General features: G+C 57.6%; 11 protein-coding genes. 10 read left to right on the top strand and 1 reads right to left on the bottom strand.

Features of this window, described 5'->3' with window-relative positions; translation table 11 throughout:
• Positions 1-71: 71 nt before the first annotated feature.
• Entirely contained in the window at positions 72-3023 is a 2952-nt protein-coding gene (locus G7Y44_RS03860) for a hybrid sensor histidine kinase/response regulator (RefSeq protein WP_165247732.1), read from the bottom strand.
• A 191-nt stretch (positions 3024-3214) separates the two neighbouring features.
• On the opposite strand from G7Y44_RS03860, the gene G7Y44_RS03855 reads away from it, so the two are divergent.
• From G7Y44_RS03855 to G7Y44_RS03810, 10 genes are all read left to right on the top strand, one after another.
• Complete coding sequence (locus G7Y44_RS03855) at positions 3215-6184, top strand: hypothetical protein (protein ID WP_241159169.1); 2970 nt, start codon at positions 3215-3217, stop codon at positions 6182-6184.
• 120 nt (positions 6185-6304) lie between these two features.
• Positions 6305-7615 (top strand): histidine--tRNA ligase, encoded by a 1311-nt coding sequence (hisS, locus tag G7Y44_RS03850; RefSeq protein ID WP_165247730.1) that lies wholly within the window; start codon positions 6305-6307, stop codon positions 7613-7615.
• A gap of 366 nt (positions 7616-7981) precedes the next feature.
• Positions 7982-8896: a substrate-binding domain-containing protein gene (locus G7Y44_RS03845; RefSeq protein ID WP_165247728.1), complete on the top strand. Its 915-nt coding sequence runs from the start codon at positions 7982-7984 to the stop codon at positions 8894-8896.
• A gap of 186 nt (positions 8897-9082) precedes the next feature.
• The gene (gene pstC, locus G7Y44_RS03840) at positions 9083-9943 is read left to right on the top strand and encodes a phosphate ABC transporter permease subunit PstC (RefSeq protein ID WP_165045749.1); all 861 of its coding nucleotides are present in this window, start codon (positions 9083-9085) and stop codon (positions 9941-9943) included.
• Positions 9940-10911, top strand: a complete 972-nt coding sequence (gene pstA, locus G7Y44_RS03835) for a phosphate ABC transporter permease PstA (RefSeq protein WP_165045747.1) — start codon at positions 9940-9942, stop codon at positions 10909-10911. Before pstC ends, pstA begins: the two co-directional genes overlap by 4 nt.
• Complete coding sequence (pstB, locus tag G7Y44_RS03830) at positions 10901-11773, top strand: phosphate ABC transporter ATP-binding protein PstB (protein WP_441299688.1); 873 nt, start codon at positions 10901-10903, stop codon at positions 11771-11773. Before pstA ends, pstB begins: the two co-directional genes overlap by 11 nt.
• A gap of 162 nt (positions 11774-11935) precedes the next feature.
• Complete coding sequence (locus G7Y44_RS03825) at positions 11936-12658, top strand: response regulator transcription factor (RefSeq protein ID WP_441299687.1); 723 nt, start codon at positions 11936-11938, stop codon at positions 12656-12658.
• Between the two features lie 10 nt (positions 12659-12668).
• Positions 12669-14195: a sensor histidine kinase gene (locus G7Y44_RS03820; RefSeq protein ID WP_165247726.1), complete on the top strand. Its 1527-nt coding sequence runs from the start codon at positions 12669-12671 to the stop codon at positions 14193-14195.
• A 106-nt stretch (positions 14196-14301) separates the two neighbouring features.
• Positions 14302-14838, top strand: coding sequence for a GNAT family N-acetyltransferase (locus tag G7Y44_RS03815; RefSeq protein ID WP_165247724.1), 537 nt, complete (start codon positions 14302-14304; stop codon positions 14836-14838).
• A 17-nt stretch (positions 14839-14855) separates the two neighbouring features.
• The gene (locus G7Y44_RS03810) at positions 14856-18230 is read left to right on the top strand and encodes a DEAD/DEAH box helicase (RefSeq protein WP_165247722.1); all 3375 of its coding nucleotides are present in this window, start codon (positions 14856-14858) and stop codon (positions 18228-18230) included.
• The last annotated feature ends 166 nt before the right edge of the window (positions 18231-18396 follow it).

Raw genomic sequence — 18396 nt, 5'->3', positions numbered from 1 at the left:
TAAACCTCTATCTCGAACCTCTATCTCGGCTACGACGCCTCGGCTACGAAAGCACCACTACAACATCCCCATTACGACATCCACTTGCGCAGCATGTGCACCAACGTGTCAATATCTAAGGGCTTTGCCATGTGGTCGTTCATGCCCGAGGCGTGCGCTTGGCGGATGTCTTCGGCAAACGCGTCGGCGGAAAGCGCCACAATGGGGATATCTGCCAAATCCGGCCGCTCGCTGGCTTTGCTGCGGATGGCTATCGACGCCTCGTATCCATTCATAACTGGCATTTGAATATCCATCAGCACAATGTCGTAGTAGTGGGGGTCGTGCTTCAGCAACATGTCGACTGCTATCTGGCCGTTCTCGGCATGCTCCACAACAGCTCCGGTCATGCCGATAAGCTCTTGGGCAATGGCGGCGGCCATCATGTTGTCCTCGGTGAGAAGAACATGCTTGTCGGAGAAGGCGAGTTCCTCCAAAATCGTTCGCTCATCAAGAACGTCGGTGGTTTTTCCCGACAGCAGTTCCTGCATCACCTGCACCAGGCGGCTGCGGAACAGCGGTTTCGATATGAACGCATCTACGCCAACTTCGCGCGCTTCTTGTTCAATCATCGACCAGTCGTAGGCAGACAGAATAATGATGGGAATGTTCTTGGTAACAACCTCGCGAATGCGCCGCGCTGTTTCCAGGCCGCTCATGCCGGGCATACGCCAGTCGAGGATAACGGCACGGAAGGGGTCGTTATTGGCTTCGGCAGCAAGTACCGCATCGATGCCTTCTTGGCCAGAAAGCGCGAACGCGAAGCGCATCCCTATGCTATCAAGCAATGTGCAGGCTCCCTCGCAGGCAACTTTCTCATCGTCAACCACCAGCACGCGCACGCCTTTCAGGTCTTCCAGGTCTTCGCGGCCTCCATCGCGCAGCTTTAAGTGAACGACCACGGTAAACGTGGTGCCTTCCCCTTCTTTCGACTCAACATCAATCGTGCCGCCCATCAGCGAAACAACGCTCTTTGCGATAGGCATGCCAAGGCCTGTCCCTTCAGCATTGGTTGTGCGTGAGTCTTGGGAACGTGTGAAGGGTTCAAACATAACCTTCATGAATTCCTCGCTCATGCCACAGCCCGTGTCGCTGAAGGTGAATTCGTAGCAACCGCACTCGGGCACAGGACTGGGAAGTTCGACAATGCGCATCCCGATCGTGCCGCCTTCGGGGGTAAACTTCACCGAGTTGCCCATGATGTTCACAAACACCTGCTGAAGACGGACGGGGTCACCAATCACGTATTCGTGCTTGATGCTAATAGAATCCATCTTGAGCTGTTGCCCCTTCGCGGCGATCTGCGGGTTTATGATGCTCACAAGGCTCTCAATAGATTCAGACAAGCTAAAGGGTTCTTCGGCAAGGCCGATGGATCCCGATTCAATTTTTGCCATGTCGAGCACTTCGTTGATAAGCCCCAGCAAATGCCTGCTTGCGGCGGTTATGTTGTTTAAACACTCATGCACACGCTCGGGTTCGTTTATGTGCATGCTGGCGATGGCAGTCAGCCCCATGATGGAGTTCATAGGTGTGCGAATATCGTGCGACATGGAGTTTAAGAAGTCGCTCTTGGCGCGCGATGCATGCTCCGCCGCATGGAACGCATTTTCCAATGCAAGGTGTTTTGCGAGGTCTTGTTCTTTGGCGGTGGTGATGTCTTGAATGGCAACAAGCAGGCCGATAGGCTCGCCTGCGGCATTTCGGTCGAGGCATAAGGTGTAGGATCGAAGCCAGCGGCCGCCCATATCATCGGCCGTTTTCCACTCGTTTTTGACAAAAGGCACCTCTGGGTGAAGCTTTTCCTTTGCATTATGCTTATTGAGGAAAAGAATGGCTGATGCGTCTTTGTGGGAGCTATCCGCCTGCGACACGTAATAAGCGAGCAGGTCGTCGTAGCTGCCCTTTACAGGCAGGCTGCTTTCGGCGTTGTTCTTTAAGACTTCATAGGTGCCCTCGGTGAGGTTAATGGACAACAGATTGGTGAACAGGTCTGTTGTCGCATCGATAATGCGATTGGCTTCCTGCCGCTCAAACAGCAGCTGCTGAGTTCGCTTTCGTGCTTGCATCATGAAAACCGCAATCACAATAGCGGCCGCAATGAGCATGCCGCCGATAACGATGAAACCAGAGGCGTTTGCTTCCGAGATCATGCTGTTGGTAATAGCCGAGGGGAACGAGCGCACGAGCACCCAGTCGTAGGAAGGAAGCTTGACCAAGAAGGTGTTGCCCACTCCTTCAGACGTGCGATAGGTGAAGTCGGTAGAAGTTCTTTCGGAGGTGTCTTTGACCAAAACTTCAATACTTGATCCATTGAGTTCCTTATCGAAGAAAACCTCGCGTATGTTTTCTGCGTTTGGCCTGGTGGGATCGGCTTGTGCAACTACGGTGCCGTCAGCCGTGCACAAGTAGGTGGGGGTGGGCTGCCCGTAGAACTCGGTAGACATAACCTCGACAAGGGTTTCCTCATGGAATAACGATACTAAGACACCGATGACTTTATCCCCGTCGTATACGGGGGCGTAGAAGACCAAAACGTTGCGGCCGTCGAAAAGGGCGTTACTGATGAAACAGATACCGCTTTCGCCTCGCATGCCCGCTTTATAGTAGTGTCGGTCGCTGGCGTCGGCGGTTCTGCCGTCGCCGTTGTTGGCTATGCCGTTGGCGTCGACGAAGAGCGTGTTGTCAAATTGCGAAATGGCGTAGTCGGTAACAACGTCATCAATGCTTACGTTGTCGTCCTTGATTGCGCGCTCGCAAATTTTGGCGGCGCCTCGAAGGCTGTTCAGGGAGCTGTCGAACACATCGTTAATGCGTCGGGCCGTTTGGTTGGCCGACGTTTCAAGATACTCGTTGGTTTGGTTAATGGTGCGTTGGGCGTTCACATTAATAAACAGAATCAGCGCCACAACAAGAACGGCGGCTGCAGCGAACACTGCCAGTATACGATTGCGCAGTTCGTTATCGGTTTTCATTTTGCTCATCTATAGCCTCATCTGCTTGGGAGTTGGCATTTTTTCGCGAAGTAGCCCGCGGGTAGGTTTGTGTTTACCGCGAACCATTATACAAATCTGAGAACGCAGGTGTGATACGCTTGTGAAAACAACGCTTCAAACAGAATTGCCCGGCGCAAAACGCACGGGCGCATGCAAAGGATAGGACGGTTCGCTCAAGAATGCTGGGTAAGGTGATGGAGCATCGCAACGTGGCAACATCTGCTACGCCTGCAATGCCGGCGGATACGGCGGCGCGCGTGCGCGTGGGTGCGGCCGTCGAAAAGGGCATTATCGACGTGCCACTTTCGGCGGAGCGTTTCATTTTGGAAGGTGCGGTGCTCCCCATTGCGAATGCAGGCGCTGACAGTGCTGACAGCGCTGAAGCAGGGGCCGACGGTGGTGTTTCTGCAGCAGTACGCGCGCGAGATGCGGTGAAAGGGCCCTACGGTGTGGTCACTTCGCATCTTTTGTGCCCGCCAACCGGGGGCAGTTACGTAGTCGATTTCATGGGAGGCAACGCGTTTGGCGCAAGTAGGGCGAAACTGCTTGCGTATATCGACCCGTTCGGCCGCGTGTTTGAAACAGACCGGTTCATTGAGGCTCCCCCAGCGCGCGAACCCGATTTGTCGTTCGCGAAATATACAGATCAGCCTGAACCAGATGTGCAGACGGGCTGCGTGTACGTATGGGATCGCGGCGAGAAGACCGATGTCGCGCAGTATCGCTGTGTGAACGATCGCTACTCAATGTTCGATTCGTGGTACGGGTTTAAAAGCTACGGCACCAATCTGTCCTACGAAGAGGCGTTTGCTCGGGCGTATCTGGCGTTTGTGTATCGTCCCTGGTTGGGCGCACAGCGCGTTCCCGGACGGGGGCTTGAAAGCGTGTTTGACATATTGCGCCACCAACCCGGGCTTCAGGCGCTCAGGTCCATCGCATCGCTGGTGCGCGAGGCTGACGCCGATCCGGCGTTTCAGCCGCCGGCATTGGTGCGATGCTTGGTGAAATGGCTAGAGACGGCAGGCCTTACCGAGCTCGATGCTGCTGATGTTCCCAATGACGAGTTGCGGCTGGTGCGCACGGCAAAGTACGCCGACATCTTCTACCTTGCAAGTGAAAGCGCCGATTCTCCGGTAACTAAGCGGCAAATTTGGGCACTTGAAGCTGCCTTGAACCGCTTTAAGCTGGTTGCCGACGCATTTGGCGATAACGCAAGTGTAGCAACCGATGTCGACTGCGCCCGATGGGACGCGTATCTGATCGAGACAGCGGGCGTGCGGCAGCCCGTTGTCGACCGACTGTTCGATGCGCCAGTTGGGTGCAGTAATGGCGAATGGATGCTGCGTCGCGGTGTATGCGCGGCACTTGAGAATGCCAAGCTCCCGTTCCGTGTTGATATGTCTTTGCGCGCCGACGTTGCCGCTGGTCTGGTTGCGCTTGATTTAGTGGTGCCCGATGCGTCGTTTATGCCCGAATGGGTGTGGCGCGATGGCGTGGCGGAAGTGGTAGGCGCAACTCCCACTGCTGCGGGCGCTGTTTCCGGCGCAGCGGATGCACCCGCACGCAGCGGATGGCTATGGGCGGGAGATGCTGAGCGTGCGTCTCAAGCTGCGCGCTATGCCATGCATGTGGGGCTACTGTTGGCTGCCGCTGCTTTCGAGGCGTCAAGCCAGGTGCAGTGCGTGCTGATATCTGCCCGCATGTTTGTCGACGATGTCGCAGAAGAGGCGACAGAAGGGCACGAGGGTGGCGCTGTACCCACGCCCGCTGCCGCCTCAGCGAGCTTTTCTTTGCCTGTCTCGGAGCATATGATAGCGGGCGATGTGCTCTACAACGTTTCTCTGAACAGGGGAGACTACGCTCAAAATGGATTTGCTGCCGAACGCGCCGGCGATCCGCAGGCGCTGTTCGTGCGATGCGCTGTGCCACTTGCCGCCGAGGCGTCATCGGCGCTCGATGCGGTACGCGAGTTGCCGTCGGCGCGATTCAGAAAGCGCGCCCCAGAACTTGCCGGCGATACTTTTGCGGCCGCTTCAGCTGTCGCATTAGGTGCCGATAATGTGCGCGACTTGCATATTCAATACGAATCGACACTTCGCCTTGCAGGTGAGGGTCTCGCCGACCGCATTGCCGGGACGGCAAGCGTGACCGAGGCGATAGCCGCATGTCGCGAAGCCGAGGCGCAGGCGAAGGCGGCGCGTGACGATGCTCAGCAGGCGGCATGTCGCCGTCTTATGGCAGGGCTTGTGGACGGAACCATCGACATGGCCGACCAAAACGCCATGGTTGCCAGTTTCGTCGGAGAAGACCGCTGTCGAGTAGCGCTCAACCGCGCGAGGACAATTGCGCAAGAAAGGCCAGAGGAAGCAATTAGCATCCTGTCTGCCGCAGTTACCGAAGCCGAGGCGCTCGACGGCTATGTTGATGGTGCCGTTACCGTTCATCGTGTGTTCGATGCGTATGCGTCGCGCGTGTTGTACAACTTGGCGCGCCGCGATGGTAGTATCGCGTGTCGGCAAGCCATCGATGATGCTGGCAAGCAGATGGTGTTGGCAAGTGACGCGTTCTATCTGTGCCACCTCGACCTGGTAAGCTTGTTGGAAAACTCGTTCGAGCGCGCGGACGACGCACTGCGCTACGGCAAGCGCGCCTGCGAGCTCGCGCCTACTGCGTTGGTAGGCTTTCGTGCGCTCGCCCGTGCATATATGCTGGTGGGCGACATGGAAAGCTCGAAGGAAACGCTCGAGCGCGGGTTGCTTATAGCTTCGCAGCCAAACGATATTGCCGTTGCGTACTACCAACTTGCCTACGTACTGTGGCGGTTGGGAAAACCCCGTGTGGGGGCGGCGTGCTACCTGAAATCGATGCAAACAGCATCGGTGGTGTACGCGCAGTCATCAGCGGAACTGAAGGAGCTGCTTGACGAGACGGGCGTGGTAATGCCCGAGCGCGACGAGATCGATGCCGAGCTCGCGCAAGCGGGCGTGCCTGTTGCTCCGGTGGAGTGTGTGCTCGACGCGTTGGGTGCGGGAGCTGCCGCCGCGGCGGATGAAGGGCTGTTCTTAGTTGCTCGCAACCTGCTTTCGCTGCGGTTGCGCTACCGTCCCGACGACGCGCTGACCGCAGTGCTGCGCTCGCTGGAGGTTTAGACGCGCAGATGCGATGTGGGTGCGGAATGCATACAACGTGTCATAAACGCGGTGCTGCTTTCTGAGCGGTTAGCGCTACAATGATCCGGTTCACGATGTCTGATAACGAAGGAAACACCTATGGCTATTCAATCTCCCGAAGGAACGTTCGACCTACTACCCGACGAAGCGGAGTTCTGGGCGCGCTTTAAGGCAACTGCCGCCGAGGTGTTTGGGCGCTATGGCTACGTGACCATCGAAACACCCATCGTTGAGCGAACCGAGCTGTTTGTGCGCGGCATCGGCGAGGCTACCGATGTGGTGTCAAAAGAGATGTTCACTGCCATTTCGGGGGAAAACCTCAAGCGGCTCACCGACGGTGGCAGCGTGAAAAGCTCAAGCCGCCTGTCTTTGCGTCCAGAAGGCACTGCCGGCGTGGTCCGCGCCGTGGTGCAGCACGATTTAGTGCCGCAGGGGGCAGCACCTGCAAAGCTTATGTACGCAGGGCAGATGTTTCGAGCCGAGCGCCCGCAGAAAGGCCGTCAGCGTCAGTTCAACCAGGTAGGCATCGAGTGCTTGGGGGCCGAAGCGCCCAGCGTCGACGCCGAGGGAATTATCATGCTCATGCGCTTCTTTGAGGCGGTGGGCATTCCGGTTTCCGCAACGCGCCTGCTGGTGAATTCCATGGGTTGCGAGGAGTGCCGTCCGGCGTATCGTGAAGCCGTGCGCGCCTACATGGCCGAGCATGAAACGCAGTTGTGTGAGGAATGCCTGCGTCGCGCCGACATTAACCCGTTGCGTGCGTTCGATTGTAAAAACGAGCGCTGCCGTGCTGTAATGGATAGTGCTCCGAAGATTACCGATCACCTGTGCGACAGCTGCCGCGATCACTACGAAGCGGTGAAGGCGTACTTGGATGCAGCAGGGCTAACTTATATTGAAGATCACAAGCTTGTACGCGGGCTCGATTACTACACGCGCACGGTGTTTGAGGTGCAGGTAACCGAAGGCATGGGCAGCCAAAACGCCATCGGTGGCGGCGGGCGCTACGACAAGCTGGCCCAAGAAGTGGGCGGGCGCGCTACGCCTGGTTTCGGCTTTGCGTTGGGCTTTGAGCGCTGCGTGCTTGCCTTACGTGCTGCCGGTGTTGAATTCCCGCGGGCGGGAACCTGTGACCTGTTTGTGGCTTGCGCAGGCGACGAGGCGCGGCCGCAAGCGTTTGCCCTGGTGCAAGCCGTGCGCGATGCTGGGCGCGCCGCCGAGCAAGACCACCAAGCACGCAGCTTAAAAAGCCAGTTCAAGCTTGCGAACAAGCTGGGCGCGCGTTATGTGATAACGCTGGGCTCTGACGAACTGGTAACAGGCACGGCTGTCCTGCGCAACATGGAAACGCACGAGGAAACGCCGGTTGACCTGGCCGACGTGTCCGCAATTGTCGCCGCGCTGGAGTAAATCGCCAGCGTCCCTGAAAGCTTCCTTTTCCAGAAATCCACCCCGTCGGCTGTGAACAAAGCCGACGGGGCGGATTCGCTTCCGTAAAGAAACTATAACTGGTCGTCCTACAAACGTAGGGTAGCCAAAATAAACCGCTCCTTCCTGAAAAACTTTACATTTCTCATTCACTTCTTTACTCGGCCTTTCCCGTTGCGTGATGGCAGCCTGATACGTCGCGCCGATCATGGTCATATGCGGATGTGCGGGCGCGAGATGTCGTGTTCTGCGCAATATAGCCGCGCGATAGCGGCCGCCGCGAGGGGTGGTCGTAATGGATGCGGCGGTTGTGAAAGCCGCCCTGACAAGAGGATTGAAGGGAGAAGCATGAAAAAGAAGGTTTTGGGAGTCGTTCTCGCTGCTGTAATGGCGATGGGCGCATTCGGCCTCGTGGGTTGCAGCTCGCAGGGGAGCGATTCCGCCGAGAACTCGGGTGGCGAAGCCACTCCGGCGGAAGCCGCTGGCGAGATTTCTGTGTACTCGCGTGAAGACGGTTCGGGAACTCGCGGTGCATTTGTTGAGCTGTTCGGCATTGAGGAAAAGGATGCTTCGGGCGAGAAGGTTGACATGACCACGCCCAGCGCTGCTATCACCAATTCCACCTCGGTCATGATGACGTCGGTTGCAGGCGATCCTAACGCTATCGGTTACATTTCGCTCGGTTCGCTGAATGACACCGTGCGCGCGGTTCAGATCGACGGCGTGGCAGCCACGCCCGAAAACGTGAAGAGCGGCGACTACAAGGTTGCTCGCCCCTTCAACATTGTTACCAAGGAAGGTCTGTCCGCAGAGGCTCAGGATTTCATCAACTTCATCATGAGCTCTGACGGCCAGAAGGTTGTGGAAGAGGCTGGCTACATTGCTGTCGACAGCGAGGCGAAGGCCTATGAGCCCAGCGGCGTGAGCGGCAAGATCGTGGTTGCTGGTTCCTCTTCGGTGACGCCGGTCATGGAGAAGCTGGCCGAGGCTTATGAGGCACTCAACGAAGGCGCAACCGTTGAGGTGCAGCAGTCCGACTCCACCACGGGTGTGAACATGACGGTTGAAGGCACGTGCGACATCGGCATGGCTTCGCGTGAGCTGAAGGACTCCGAGAAGGAATCCGGCGTTGTTTCGACTGTCATCGCTCAGGATGGCATCGCAGTTATCGTGTCGCCCGAATCTGCTGTGGCCGCTCTTACCTCCGAGCAGGTGAAGAGCATCTACACCGGTGAAGTGACCGATTGGAGCGAATTGGCGTAAGGCCCCTATCGAGCGCCTGCCCGCGCCGTGTAAGGCGCACGGAGGCGCACCTGTTCGCCCATCCCTGCAAGTGGTGTCCTCGAGCGCACTGCTTGCAGGGAGGGCTGGCTTAAGGTGCGCCGCCTGTTTGAATGGCGTAAAGGGCGGCGCTTGTTGGGTCCGATCGCTTCGATGAAAGGAGCAACCATGTCGTCATCTGCGGCGAAGGAGGGGTTGGCGCGCGCCCTGTTCGCCATTGCAGCTGCGGTTTCCGTGCTTGCAGTGGTGCTCATCTGCGTGTTTTTGTTCGCCAACGGCGTGCCTGCTATGGCGCAGATTGGGCTGCCTGAATTCCTGTTTGGCAGCACCTGGCGTCCGGCGAACGACTTGTATGGCATCTTCCCGATGATCGTGGGTTCTATCTACGTAACAGCGGGTGCCATGATCGTAGGCGTTCCGACTGGACTTTTGTGTGCGATTTTCTTGTCGCGCTTCGCGAGCCGCGGTGTGGCGGCGGCGCTGAAGCCCGGCGTTGAGCTTCTGGCCGGCATTCCCAGCGTAGTGTATGGCTTCTTCGGATTGGTAGTTATCGTACCGTTTATCCGCGAGAACATGCCGGGACGAGGCTTGTCACTTTTGGCAGCGGCTTTGCTGCTTGGCATCATGATTCTTCCGACGGTTATTACGGTGGCGCAAAGCGCAATTGACGCCGTGCCGCGAAAGTACTACGAAGGAGCGCTCGCGCTGGGGGCCGACCATGAGCGTTCGGTGTTCCGCGTTATCGTTCCGGCGGCAATTTCCGGCATCATGGCGGCAGTTGTGCTGGGCGTGGGCCGCGCCATCGGCGAGACGATGGCCGTAATCATGGTGGCAGGCAACCAGCCGGTTATCCCCGGTTCCATTTTCGACGGCGTGCGTACCATGACCGCCAACATCGTTCTGGAAATGGGATACGCGGCCGACTTGCACCGTGGAGCGCTTGTTGCAACCGGCGTGGTGCTGTTTGTGTTCATTCTGCTGATCACCATGCTGTTCAATGCAATCAAGAGACGAGGTGAGGTGAAATGACGTCGCAGTTCGCATACGCGCCCGAAGCTGCCGGCTCTTCCGGATCGGGCGGTCAGGTGCCGGGCGGCAATGGAGCAGACGACCTGTTTGCTGCGGCCGAGGCGGCGCAAGAACGTCGCCGCCGCACGGTTTCGGCGCTGCTTCGTGTGCTCGTGTACGCAGGTGCTGCCTTAACGGCGCTGGTGTTGGCGTTTTTGGTAGGCTACATTCTGATAAATGGTGTTCCCTACTTAACGCCGAGCCTGTTTGAATGGGAGTACACCTCCGAGAACGTGTCGCTTATGCCGGCGCTGGTAAGTACGCTGGTTATGGCGGGGCTGTCGCTGATTATGGCGGTGCCCGTTGGCGTGGGAAGCGCAGTGTATTTGGTGGAATACGCCCCGCGAGGAAGCCGCTTCGTGCAGTTGGTGCGCACCACCACCGAAACCCTGCAGGGTATTCCCTCCATTATCTATGGCCTGTTTGGCATGCTGTTCTTCGTAACGGCGCTGCAATGGAACCTCTCGCTTCTGTCAGGCGCATGCACGCTGGCTATTATGGTTTTGCCGGTGGTTATGCGCACGACCGAAGAGGCGCTGTTGGCAGTGCCCGACGCCTACCGCGAAGGCGGGTTTGGCTTGGGCGCGGGCCACTTGCGCACGGTGTTTCGCTGCGTGCTTCCCACCGCTATTCCTGGCATCTTGGGCGGCGTGATTTTGGCGCTTGGTCGATGCGTGGGTGAGGTAGCGGCGCTGCTGTTCACGGCTGGAACCATCGCGCAGGTGCCCAACTTCGTGGGCGAGGGCGCATTTGCCGTATTTGATTCGTGCCGCACGTTGGCGGTGCACATGTACGTGTTGGCAAGCGAAGGCCTGCACGTGAATGAAACGTACGCCACCGCCGTTGTGCTGCTGATCATGGTGGTTGGACTGAACCTTTTGGCCACGTTTGCGGCCACGAAGATGAAGAAAGGAAACGATGATGACTAATGCGGTGATGGAGCGCACAGATGCCGCCGTCGTGCCCGAAACCGGAAAGTCGCCCGTTGCGTTTGCGGCGCCTGTGTCGGAGTTCTCCCACACGGCAGTGCCCGTTGAAACGGCTTCGAAGATGGAAGTGCGCGACCTTGACCTGTACTACAAGAGCTTCCATGCACTGAAGGGTGTAAACCTCACCTTCCCGAAAAACCAGGTAACGGCTCTTATTGGCCCGTCGGGCTGTGGCAAGTCGACGCTGCTGAAAAGCCTGAACCGCATGAACGACTTGGTTGAGGGTTGCCGTGTTGAGGGTTCAATTACGCTCGATGGTAGCGACGCCTATCGCGAAATTGACGTGAACAACCTGCGTCGTCGCGTTGGTATGGTGTTCCAGCAGCCAAACCCGTTTCCGATGAGCGTGTACGACAACGTAGCATTTGGCCCGCGTACGCATGGCATTCGGAAGAAGTCTGACCTTGACGACATCGTTGAGCAGAGCTTGCGCGATGCTGCCATTTGGGATGAGCTGAAGGACCGCCTGAAGAAAAACGCTCTGGGGCTTTCCGGCGGACAGCAGCAGCGTCTGTGCATCGCTCGCGCGCTTGCTGTGCGCCCCGAGGTGCTGCTCATGGACGAGTCCACGAGTGCGCTTGACCCCATTTCCACCGCTAAGATCGAAGAGCTGGTGGGCGAGCTGAAGAAGAGCTACACCGTTATCATGGTTACGCACAACATGCTGCAAGCGCTGCGCGTTTCCGACAAAACGGCGTTCTTCCTGCTGGGCGAAATGGTTGAGGCAGGCGACACCGACACGGTGTTCACGTCGCCGAACGACGCCCGCACTGCCGACTACGTGGCAGGCCGCTTCGGCTAAGCTGCTTCGGAGGTTCAGCTGCTAGAAGGCACGGCGAATAAGCTGACAGGCTGCTCGGCGGTTCGTCCGCACGGCGCCTGGTCGGCTGTTCGACTGGTTGGCTCAGTGATTTTGCCGACGGCTGCGCTTCTTTACTTAAATTTGATGCATGAAGGCTCGCGCTTGGTTCGCGAGCCTTCTATAATCAATCGCATGATTTACTACGTTGAAGATGATACCAACATTCGCGAGCTTGCGGTGTACGCCCTTAAGCAAGCGGGCTTTGAGGCGCAGGGGTTTGCCCACGCCGATGAGTTCTTTGTCGCATGCAAAAGCAGCCTTCCCGATTTGGTGCTGCTTGACATCATGCTGCCCGACGTTGATGGCATGGAAGTGTTAAGCCGCTTGCGAGCTGACGCTGCCACGGCGGCGCTGCCGGTAATGATGCTTACTGCCAAGGGTACCGAATACGACAAGGTATGCGGGCTCGACGCGGGAGCCGACGATTACCTGGCAAAGCCCTTCGGCATGATGGAGCTTGTATCACGCGTAAATGCGCTGTTGCGGCGCGCCCGCGTGTCTGCTGGCTCGCAGCGTGGCGAACTTCGCGTGGGGCCCATTGCGCTTTCACCCGATGCACACGCGGTTACGGTGGATGGCGTGCCGGTAACGCTTACGCTGAAGGAATTCGATCTGCTGCATGCGCTCATGCAGAACCGAGGGTGTGTGCTTACGCGTGCGCAACTGCTCAAGGACGTGTGGGATATTACGTACGTGGGCGAAACTCGTACAGTGGATGTGCACGTGCAAACGCTGCGGCAAAAGCTGGCAAGCGCGTGTGAAGGAGCCGACAAGTTAATCGCCACGGTTCGCGGTGTGGGGTACTGCCTGAAAGTGCCCGCGTAGGCGGCGGGCCATGGAAAACGCCAAGCGCGCGCAAAGCCTATCGGGGAGGATTTTCGCCACGGTGTTGGCGTTTACCGTGGGCGTTATTGCGGTTACCGCGCTGGTTATTACCTGCATCTACTACGCTTTGGTTGAGCACGACAACGAAACACGCTTGCTCATTTACACGCGCGATGTTGCCGCTCATTTGGAAAACGTGGAACCTTCCAAACGCATCGAGGTTTTAAGCGGACAGTTTTCTGGTGAGGTGCGTTTAACACTTATCGCCTCAGATGGCGAGGTTCTCTACGACAGCGCCATGCATAAAACCCGCGAGCTGCCAAACCATGCCGACCGCCCCGAAGTGCTTGATGCGGCGCGCACAGGCGAAGGGGCAATCACCCGCTATTCCGACACACTGCGAACCGACACCGTGTATGCTGCCGTGTTGCTTGATGACGGATCGGTCATGCGCGCATCGGAAATGCGAAAGTCGCTGTTTGCGTTCGCGCGCGGCATGGTGTGGCCGGTAGTTGCGGCAAGTGTGGTGGCTGTGGTGCTGGTGCTGTTGCTGTCGCAAGTGCTCACGCGGCGCATCATGCGCCCCATCGATGCACTCGATTTCGCCGACCCGCTGAAAAATGACATCTATTCCGAAATGGTTCCTTTGCTCGAGCGTATCGACGAGCAACAGCGCCAGCTCAAAGAGCAAAACGATGAGCTTGCGCGCGCCGAAAGCATGAGACGCGATTTTTCGGCGAACGTTTCGCACGAGATGAAAACCCCTTTGCAGGTGATATCAGGCTATGCCGAACTCATGCGATCTGGCATGGTGCCACCTGAAGACACCGCGCGTTTTGCGGGGCTTATCTACGACGAATCGCAAGACATGCGTTCGCTCATTAACGACGTGCTCACGTTGTCTCGGCTTGACGAAGTTGGCTTTGGCGGCGTTGCGGCGGGACGCATTGATCTGCTGGAAACCGCCAAGCGTATGGCGGCGCGTTTGTCGGCGCTTGCTGCCGAGCGTGGCGTAAACGTGACGGTAGACGGTGAAGGTGCAACGGTGCTCGGCGAAGGTACGCTGCTCGAAGAAATGCTGTACAACCTTATAGAAAACGGTATTCGCTACAACCACGTTGGTGGCAGCGTTCAGGTAACGGTGTGTGAGGAATGGGTAGCCGATGCGTTCGCCTCGGCCGATTTGAGACTTTCTCCCCAACAAGCAGCCCAAATGTCACACGGGCGCATAGCTGCAACGTCGGGTGCGTGCGGCGCGCAGCGGCAGGCAGTGGTGCGCGTACGCGACACAGGCCCGGGCATTCCGCCCGAGGCGCGCGATAAGGTGTTCGAGCGCTTCTATCGCATGGAGAAAAGCCGTTCGAAAGAAACGGGCGGCACGGGTTTGGGCCTAGCCATTGCCAAGCACGCGGTGCTCTACCATAACGGCACTATCGAAGTGGAAAGCGAAATGGGGAAGGGCAGCGTCTTTATTGTGCACATCCCCGCCGCCGACCAGCTGTCAAGCTTCGAGCCGTTCGCTTCCTCCCGGCGGTAGCGCGCAGGCAGCGCTGGCATCTTCTTGCGTTATCTGCGAGTCGCGTGAACACGTGATAAACTTTCTCCTTGCGTGAAAGCGCGATTGAGTTGATGGGAGCGCAGGCATGGACGGCGAACTGACGCTGCGCGTCGCTCGAGCAGGCGACACCGAGCGCGTGTTAGATTTCTATACGCAAATGATTGATCAGATGGCGGGCACCGATTTCGATGTGCTGTGGAAACACGACGTGCACCCTTCGTCGGAATTCCTGCGTGCGTCGGTTGATGCAGGCCAGGTGCTGCTGGGCCTACTTGTTGATGGGTCGATTGTATGCGCGCTGGTTATGAATCGCGAAGGCGCCCCAGGATATGACAGCGTGCCGTGGCTTGTGCCCGCCGCATCGGGTGAGGTGTTGGTGTTGCACGTGGTGGCAACGTTGCCTGCTTATCATGGGCGTGGTTTTGCAAAGCAGCTGGTGAAAGCCGCCATTTGTGCAGCGCGCGAGCAGGGTGCGCGTGCGTTGCGCTTAGACACCTTTACTACCAACGTGCGTGGTCAGCGCCTGTACGAAACGTGCGGGTTTACGCGTGTAGGCACCTTTCCGGTGTTCTACGACGATCTGGGTACGGTTAATCTCGTTATGTATGAGTTTGCGCTGTAGGCAGCAGGGGCAACGGTATGATTACAACATGGGATGTCGAAGAATGCTGCACGTCGCGCACGTTTCAGCGGGCGAAGCAACTTGCGCGGCGTGTTGGTGGCATAACGAAGAAGCGGTGTGGCTATGATACTGGTCTGACGTATCTTTCCGGCTACGTTCTGTCATCAGATGGCTGGTCCGAGAACTACAGAGTTGACGTTGAGCTCGATGAGAACACAGACGAAGTGTATGACTACTCGTGCACGTGTCCGGCCGCGTTCAAGTACGATGGCATGTGTAAGCATGCTGCTGCGCTGGCGCTAGTATATCTGGACAATCCAACGGCGTTTAAGGGCTATCGCCCCGACCGTACGCCCGAAACCAGCCCATCGATCGACGCGTACATAAAGCGCATAAGTCGCGTGCGGGCCGAACGGGAGTCGCTTATAGACCCGGTGGGACTCGACGCTTTTCTCTCGTACGATTACGGCGACTGGTCGGTACGTTTCAAGGTGCGAGGCCCACGCGCCAGCTACGTAATGAAGAGCATCAGTAGTTTTCTGGATGCGGTGCACAATGCGCAATTTGTTACCTACGGGAAGAAGCTTGCGTTTACGCATGCGCCCGCCGCATTTGATGAGCATGCCCGCAAGATTATCGATTTTCTTGAACGCGCGGTGGAGAATCGCACCCGTCTTGACAATTTTCTGTTCTGGCATAACCGCGCAAGAGCGCTGATCGAACGTGATCTGTCGTTGTCGGACGTTGAGGTTATTGAACTTCTCGATTTGTTGGCCGATTATCCCTTCGAACTGAGCTGTTCGGGTCCCAGCCTTACTACGCGCTTGATGGTGGAAATCCGGCAATGTGACCCGTGTATCCCCCTGAAAATCGAGCGTAGTAGTAAGGGCGGGTACGTGATTGATCGCACGAGCGACATTGTGTTCGTGGCGGTACACGACCGTATGTATGTGTTGCAGGATGACGGGCTGTATAACTGTTCGCCATCGTTTGCGCGCTGCGCTGACTTTCTGCGCAATGTGTATGAATCCTCCGACGATGAACTTTATATTGCACCCGTTGATGCGCCACTGTTCTGCGCTGCGGCGCTGCCGCTGCTCGAAGAAACACTTGACGTGCAAGCACCGTCCGAGTTTGAGCAATTGCGGCCGGTGCCGGTACAATTCGAGTTCTACTTCGATTACGCGAAGAAGACCGACCTGATAGAAATTGAGGCGCTGGCGCGCTATGGCGAACGCAGCTTTCCAATAACGCTTGATCCTAAAGCTCAGGTTTCAGGTGCTGCGGCGGGTGCCGGTGCGTCCAAGGCCGCAACAGCGGGCGCCGCACCAGCAGCCGCCGAGGTCGAAGCCGCAGCAAAGGCCGAAGCGCCCACAATGCTGCGCGACGAAGTGCTCGAGCGGCGGGCAGCGTCACTCGTGCGCGAATTCTTCGAGCCCGATGCCACCTTGCCCTTAGGGGACGGCTCGGCAGCAGGCAAGCTGCTGTTCGGTGGGCTGTCGCAGTTTAGGGAAATGGGCGAGGTGTTCACCACGCCGGCGTTTGACCGGCTTACCAGCGACAAGCGCCCGCACGTGACAATGGGCGTTTCCTTGGCGGGAAACCTCATTAATCTTGATGTGTCGTCAAGCGACCTTCCGCCCGACGAACTGGCGGCGCTGCTTGCGGGCTACCGCAGACGCAGGCGCTACCACCGTTTGAGCACGGGCGCGCTGTTAAACCTTACCGACCTCGACTTTTCCGATGTCGATCGCTTGGTGGACGACACAGGCCTAAGCGTGGGCGATCTTGCTCGTGGGCGCGCGCAACTTCCCGCATACCGAGCGCTTTACTTAGATGACGAATTCGAAAGCGCCCGCCGCGACGAGTCCTTCGAAAGCTACGTGGCTCGCTTGCGCGCGGTAGATCAGTCGTCGTATCAGGTGCCGCCCTCGCTGAACGGCGTGCTGCGTCCGTATCAGGTAGAGGGCTTTCAATGGTTAAGTGCGCTTGCCGACATGGGGTTTGGCGGCATTCTGGCTGACGAAATGGGCTTGGGAAAATCGGTGCAGCTTATTAGCTTCCTGCTGGCGCGCGCGGAAGCAGCCCGTGCGGTGGGCCCGTCGCTTATCGTATGTCCGGCGTCGCTTGTGTATAACTGGCTAGCAGAGTTCGCCCGGTTCGCGCCCGAGCTTTCGGTACGGGCGATGGAGGGTCCCAAGCTCGACCGTTACCGTATTCGTACCGAGAGCGGTATCGACGTGCTGGTGGCCTCTTACGACATTACGCGCATGGACATAGACGACCTCGAACAACTTCAGCTTTACTGCTGCGTGCTTGACGAAGCGCAGTACGTGAAAAACCACACTGCGCTTACCACACGTGCTGTGAAGCGTCTGCGCGCGCAGCACCGCTTCGCGCTTACGGGCACGCCGGTGGAAAACCGCTTGTCGGAAGCGTGGTCTATCTTCGACTTTTTGATGCCGGGGTTCTTAAGTTCCTACATGCGGTTCCGCGAGCGCTATGAGCTGGGTATTGTGGGTGGCGATGAAGAATTGTCGCAGCGACTGCAAGCGCTGCTAGGGCCGTTCATTTTGCGCCGCCGCAAGGCGGGCGTGTTAACCGAGCTGCCCGAAAAAATTGAGTCGGTGGTGCGTGTGGCGTTAGGGAGTGAGCAACGACGCTTATACGATGCCGCCGAACAACAGCTGCGCCAAGAACTAACCGTTCAGAAGAAGGCGTCGGCCAGCCGTAAGAATAACAGCAAGAACAGCGGTAAGAACGGCGGCAAGAACGATGCTGCTTCCGAGAAATCGCGTGTAGAGGTGCTTGCCGAGCTGACGCGCTTGCGCCAGATTGCACTTGACCCAGCGCTTGCGTTTGAGAATTACCAGCACGGCTCGGCGAAAACCGACGCCGTTATCGAACTTGTTCAGCGCGCCTGCGATGCAGGCGAAAAGGTGTTGGTGTTCTCGCAGTTCACCAGCTATCTGGCACGTTTTGCCGACGAACTGAAAGCGCGGGAATTGTCGTATTTCCGCATTACGGGGTCGACATCTAAGAAAGAGCGCGTGCGGCTGGTTGACCGCTTTAACACCGACGATACGCCGGTGTTCCTTATTTCGCTGAAGGCGGGCGGTACGGGTCTGAACCTTACCGGTGCGAGTGTGGTGGTGCATGCCGACCCGTGGTGGAATGCCGCCGCTACGAATCAGGCAACCGACCGCGCGCATCGCATTGGGCAGCGCCATGCGGTAAGCGTGTACAAGGTTATAGCCGCAGGCACGGTGGAAGAGCGCATTCTGAAATTGCAGGAAGCAAAGGCTGAACTGGCCGAAAACGTACTGGGTGCGGCAGGGGCGTCGTTATCGGCCCTCACAAGCGAAGAACTGCTTGATTTGCTGGAAGGTTAAGGCGCATTGTCTGGGGAAACACTGATGAAAGGCTGTTCTGCCTTATAAACGTAAGGGCTGGCGGATTTTAATCGGTGTTTCCTTAGAGATATAACCCCAGGTAATAATGCCTTTTTGTGTCGTCAAAAGGTACACGTTTTCAACTCGCAAAAGCTTGACCATTATA

It is taken from the genome of Adlercreutzia sp. ZJ141 (assembly GCF_011038965.1).
Lineage (GTDB): Bacteria > Actinomycetota > Coriobacteriia > Coriobacteriales > Eggerthellaceae > ZJ141.
The sequence above is the reverse complement of the archived record's forward strand: the minus strand, read 5'-3'. Positions and strand labels throughout refer to the sequence as shown.

Coding starts and splice junctions, on each gene's coding strand:
- pstC (WP_165045749.1), top strand. CDS start 9,083: ATGTCGTCATCTGCGGCGAAGGAGGGGTTGGCGCGCGCCCTGTTCGCC.
- G7Y44_RS03820 (WP_165247726.1), top strand. CDS start 12,669: ATGGAAAACGCCAAGCGCGCGCAAAGCCTATCGGGGAGGATTTTCGCC.
- G7Y44_RS03810 (WP_165247722.1), top strand. CDS start 14,856: ATGATTACAACATGGGATGTCGAAGAATGCTGCACGTCGCGCACGTTT.
- G7Y44_RS03860 (WP_165247732.1), bottom strand. CDS start 3,023: ATGAGCAAAATGAAAACCGATAACGAACTGCGCAATCGTATACTGGCA.
- G7Y44_RS03845 (WP_165247728.1), top strand. CDS start 7,982: ATGAAAAAGAAGGTTTTGGGAGTCGTTCTCGCTGCTGTAATGGCGATG.
- pstA (WP_165045747.1), top strand. CDS start 9,940: ATGACGTCGCAGTTCGCATACGCGCCCGAAGCTGCCGGCTCTTCCGGA.
- G7Y44_RS03815 (WP_165247724.1), top strand. CDS start 14,302: ATGGACGGCGAACTGACGCTGCGCGTCGCTCGAGCAGGCGACACCGAG.
- hisS (WP_165247730.1), top strand. CDS start 6,305: ATGGCTATTCAATCTCCCGAAGGAACGTTCGACCTACTACCCGACGAA.
- G7Y44_RS03855 (WP_241159169.1), top strand. CDS start 3,215: ATGCTGGGTAAGGTGATGGAGCATCGCAACGTGGCAACATCTGCTACG.
- pstB (WP_441299688.1), top strand. CDS start 10,901: ATGATGACTAATGCGGTGATGGAGCGCACAGATGCCGCCGTCGTGCCC.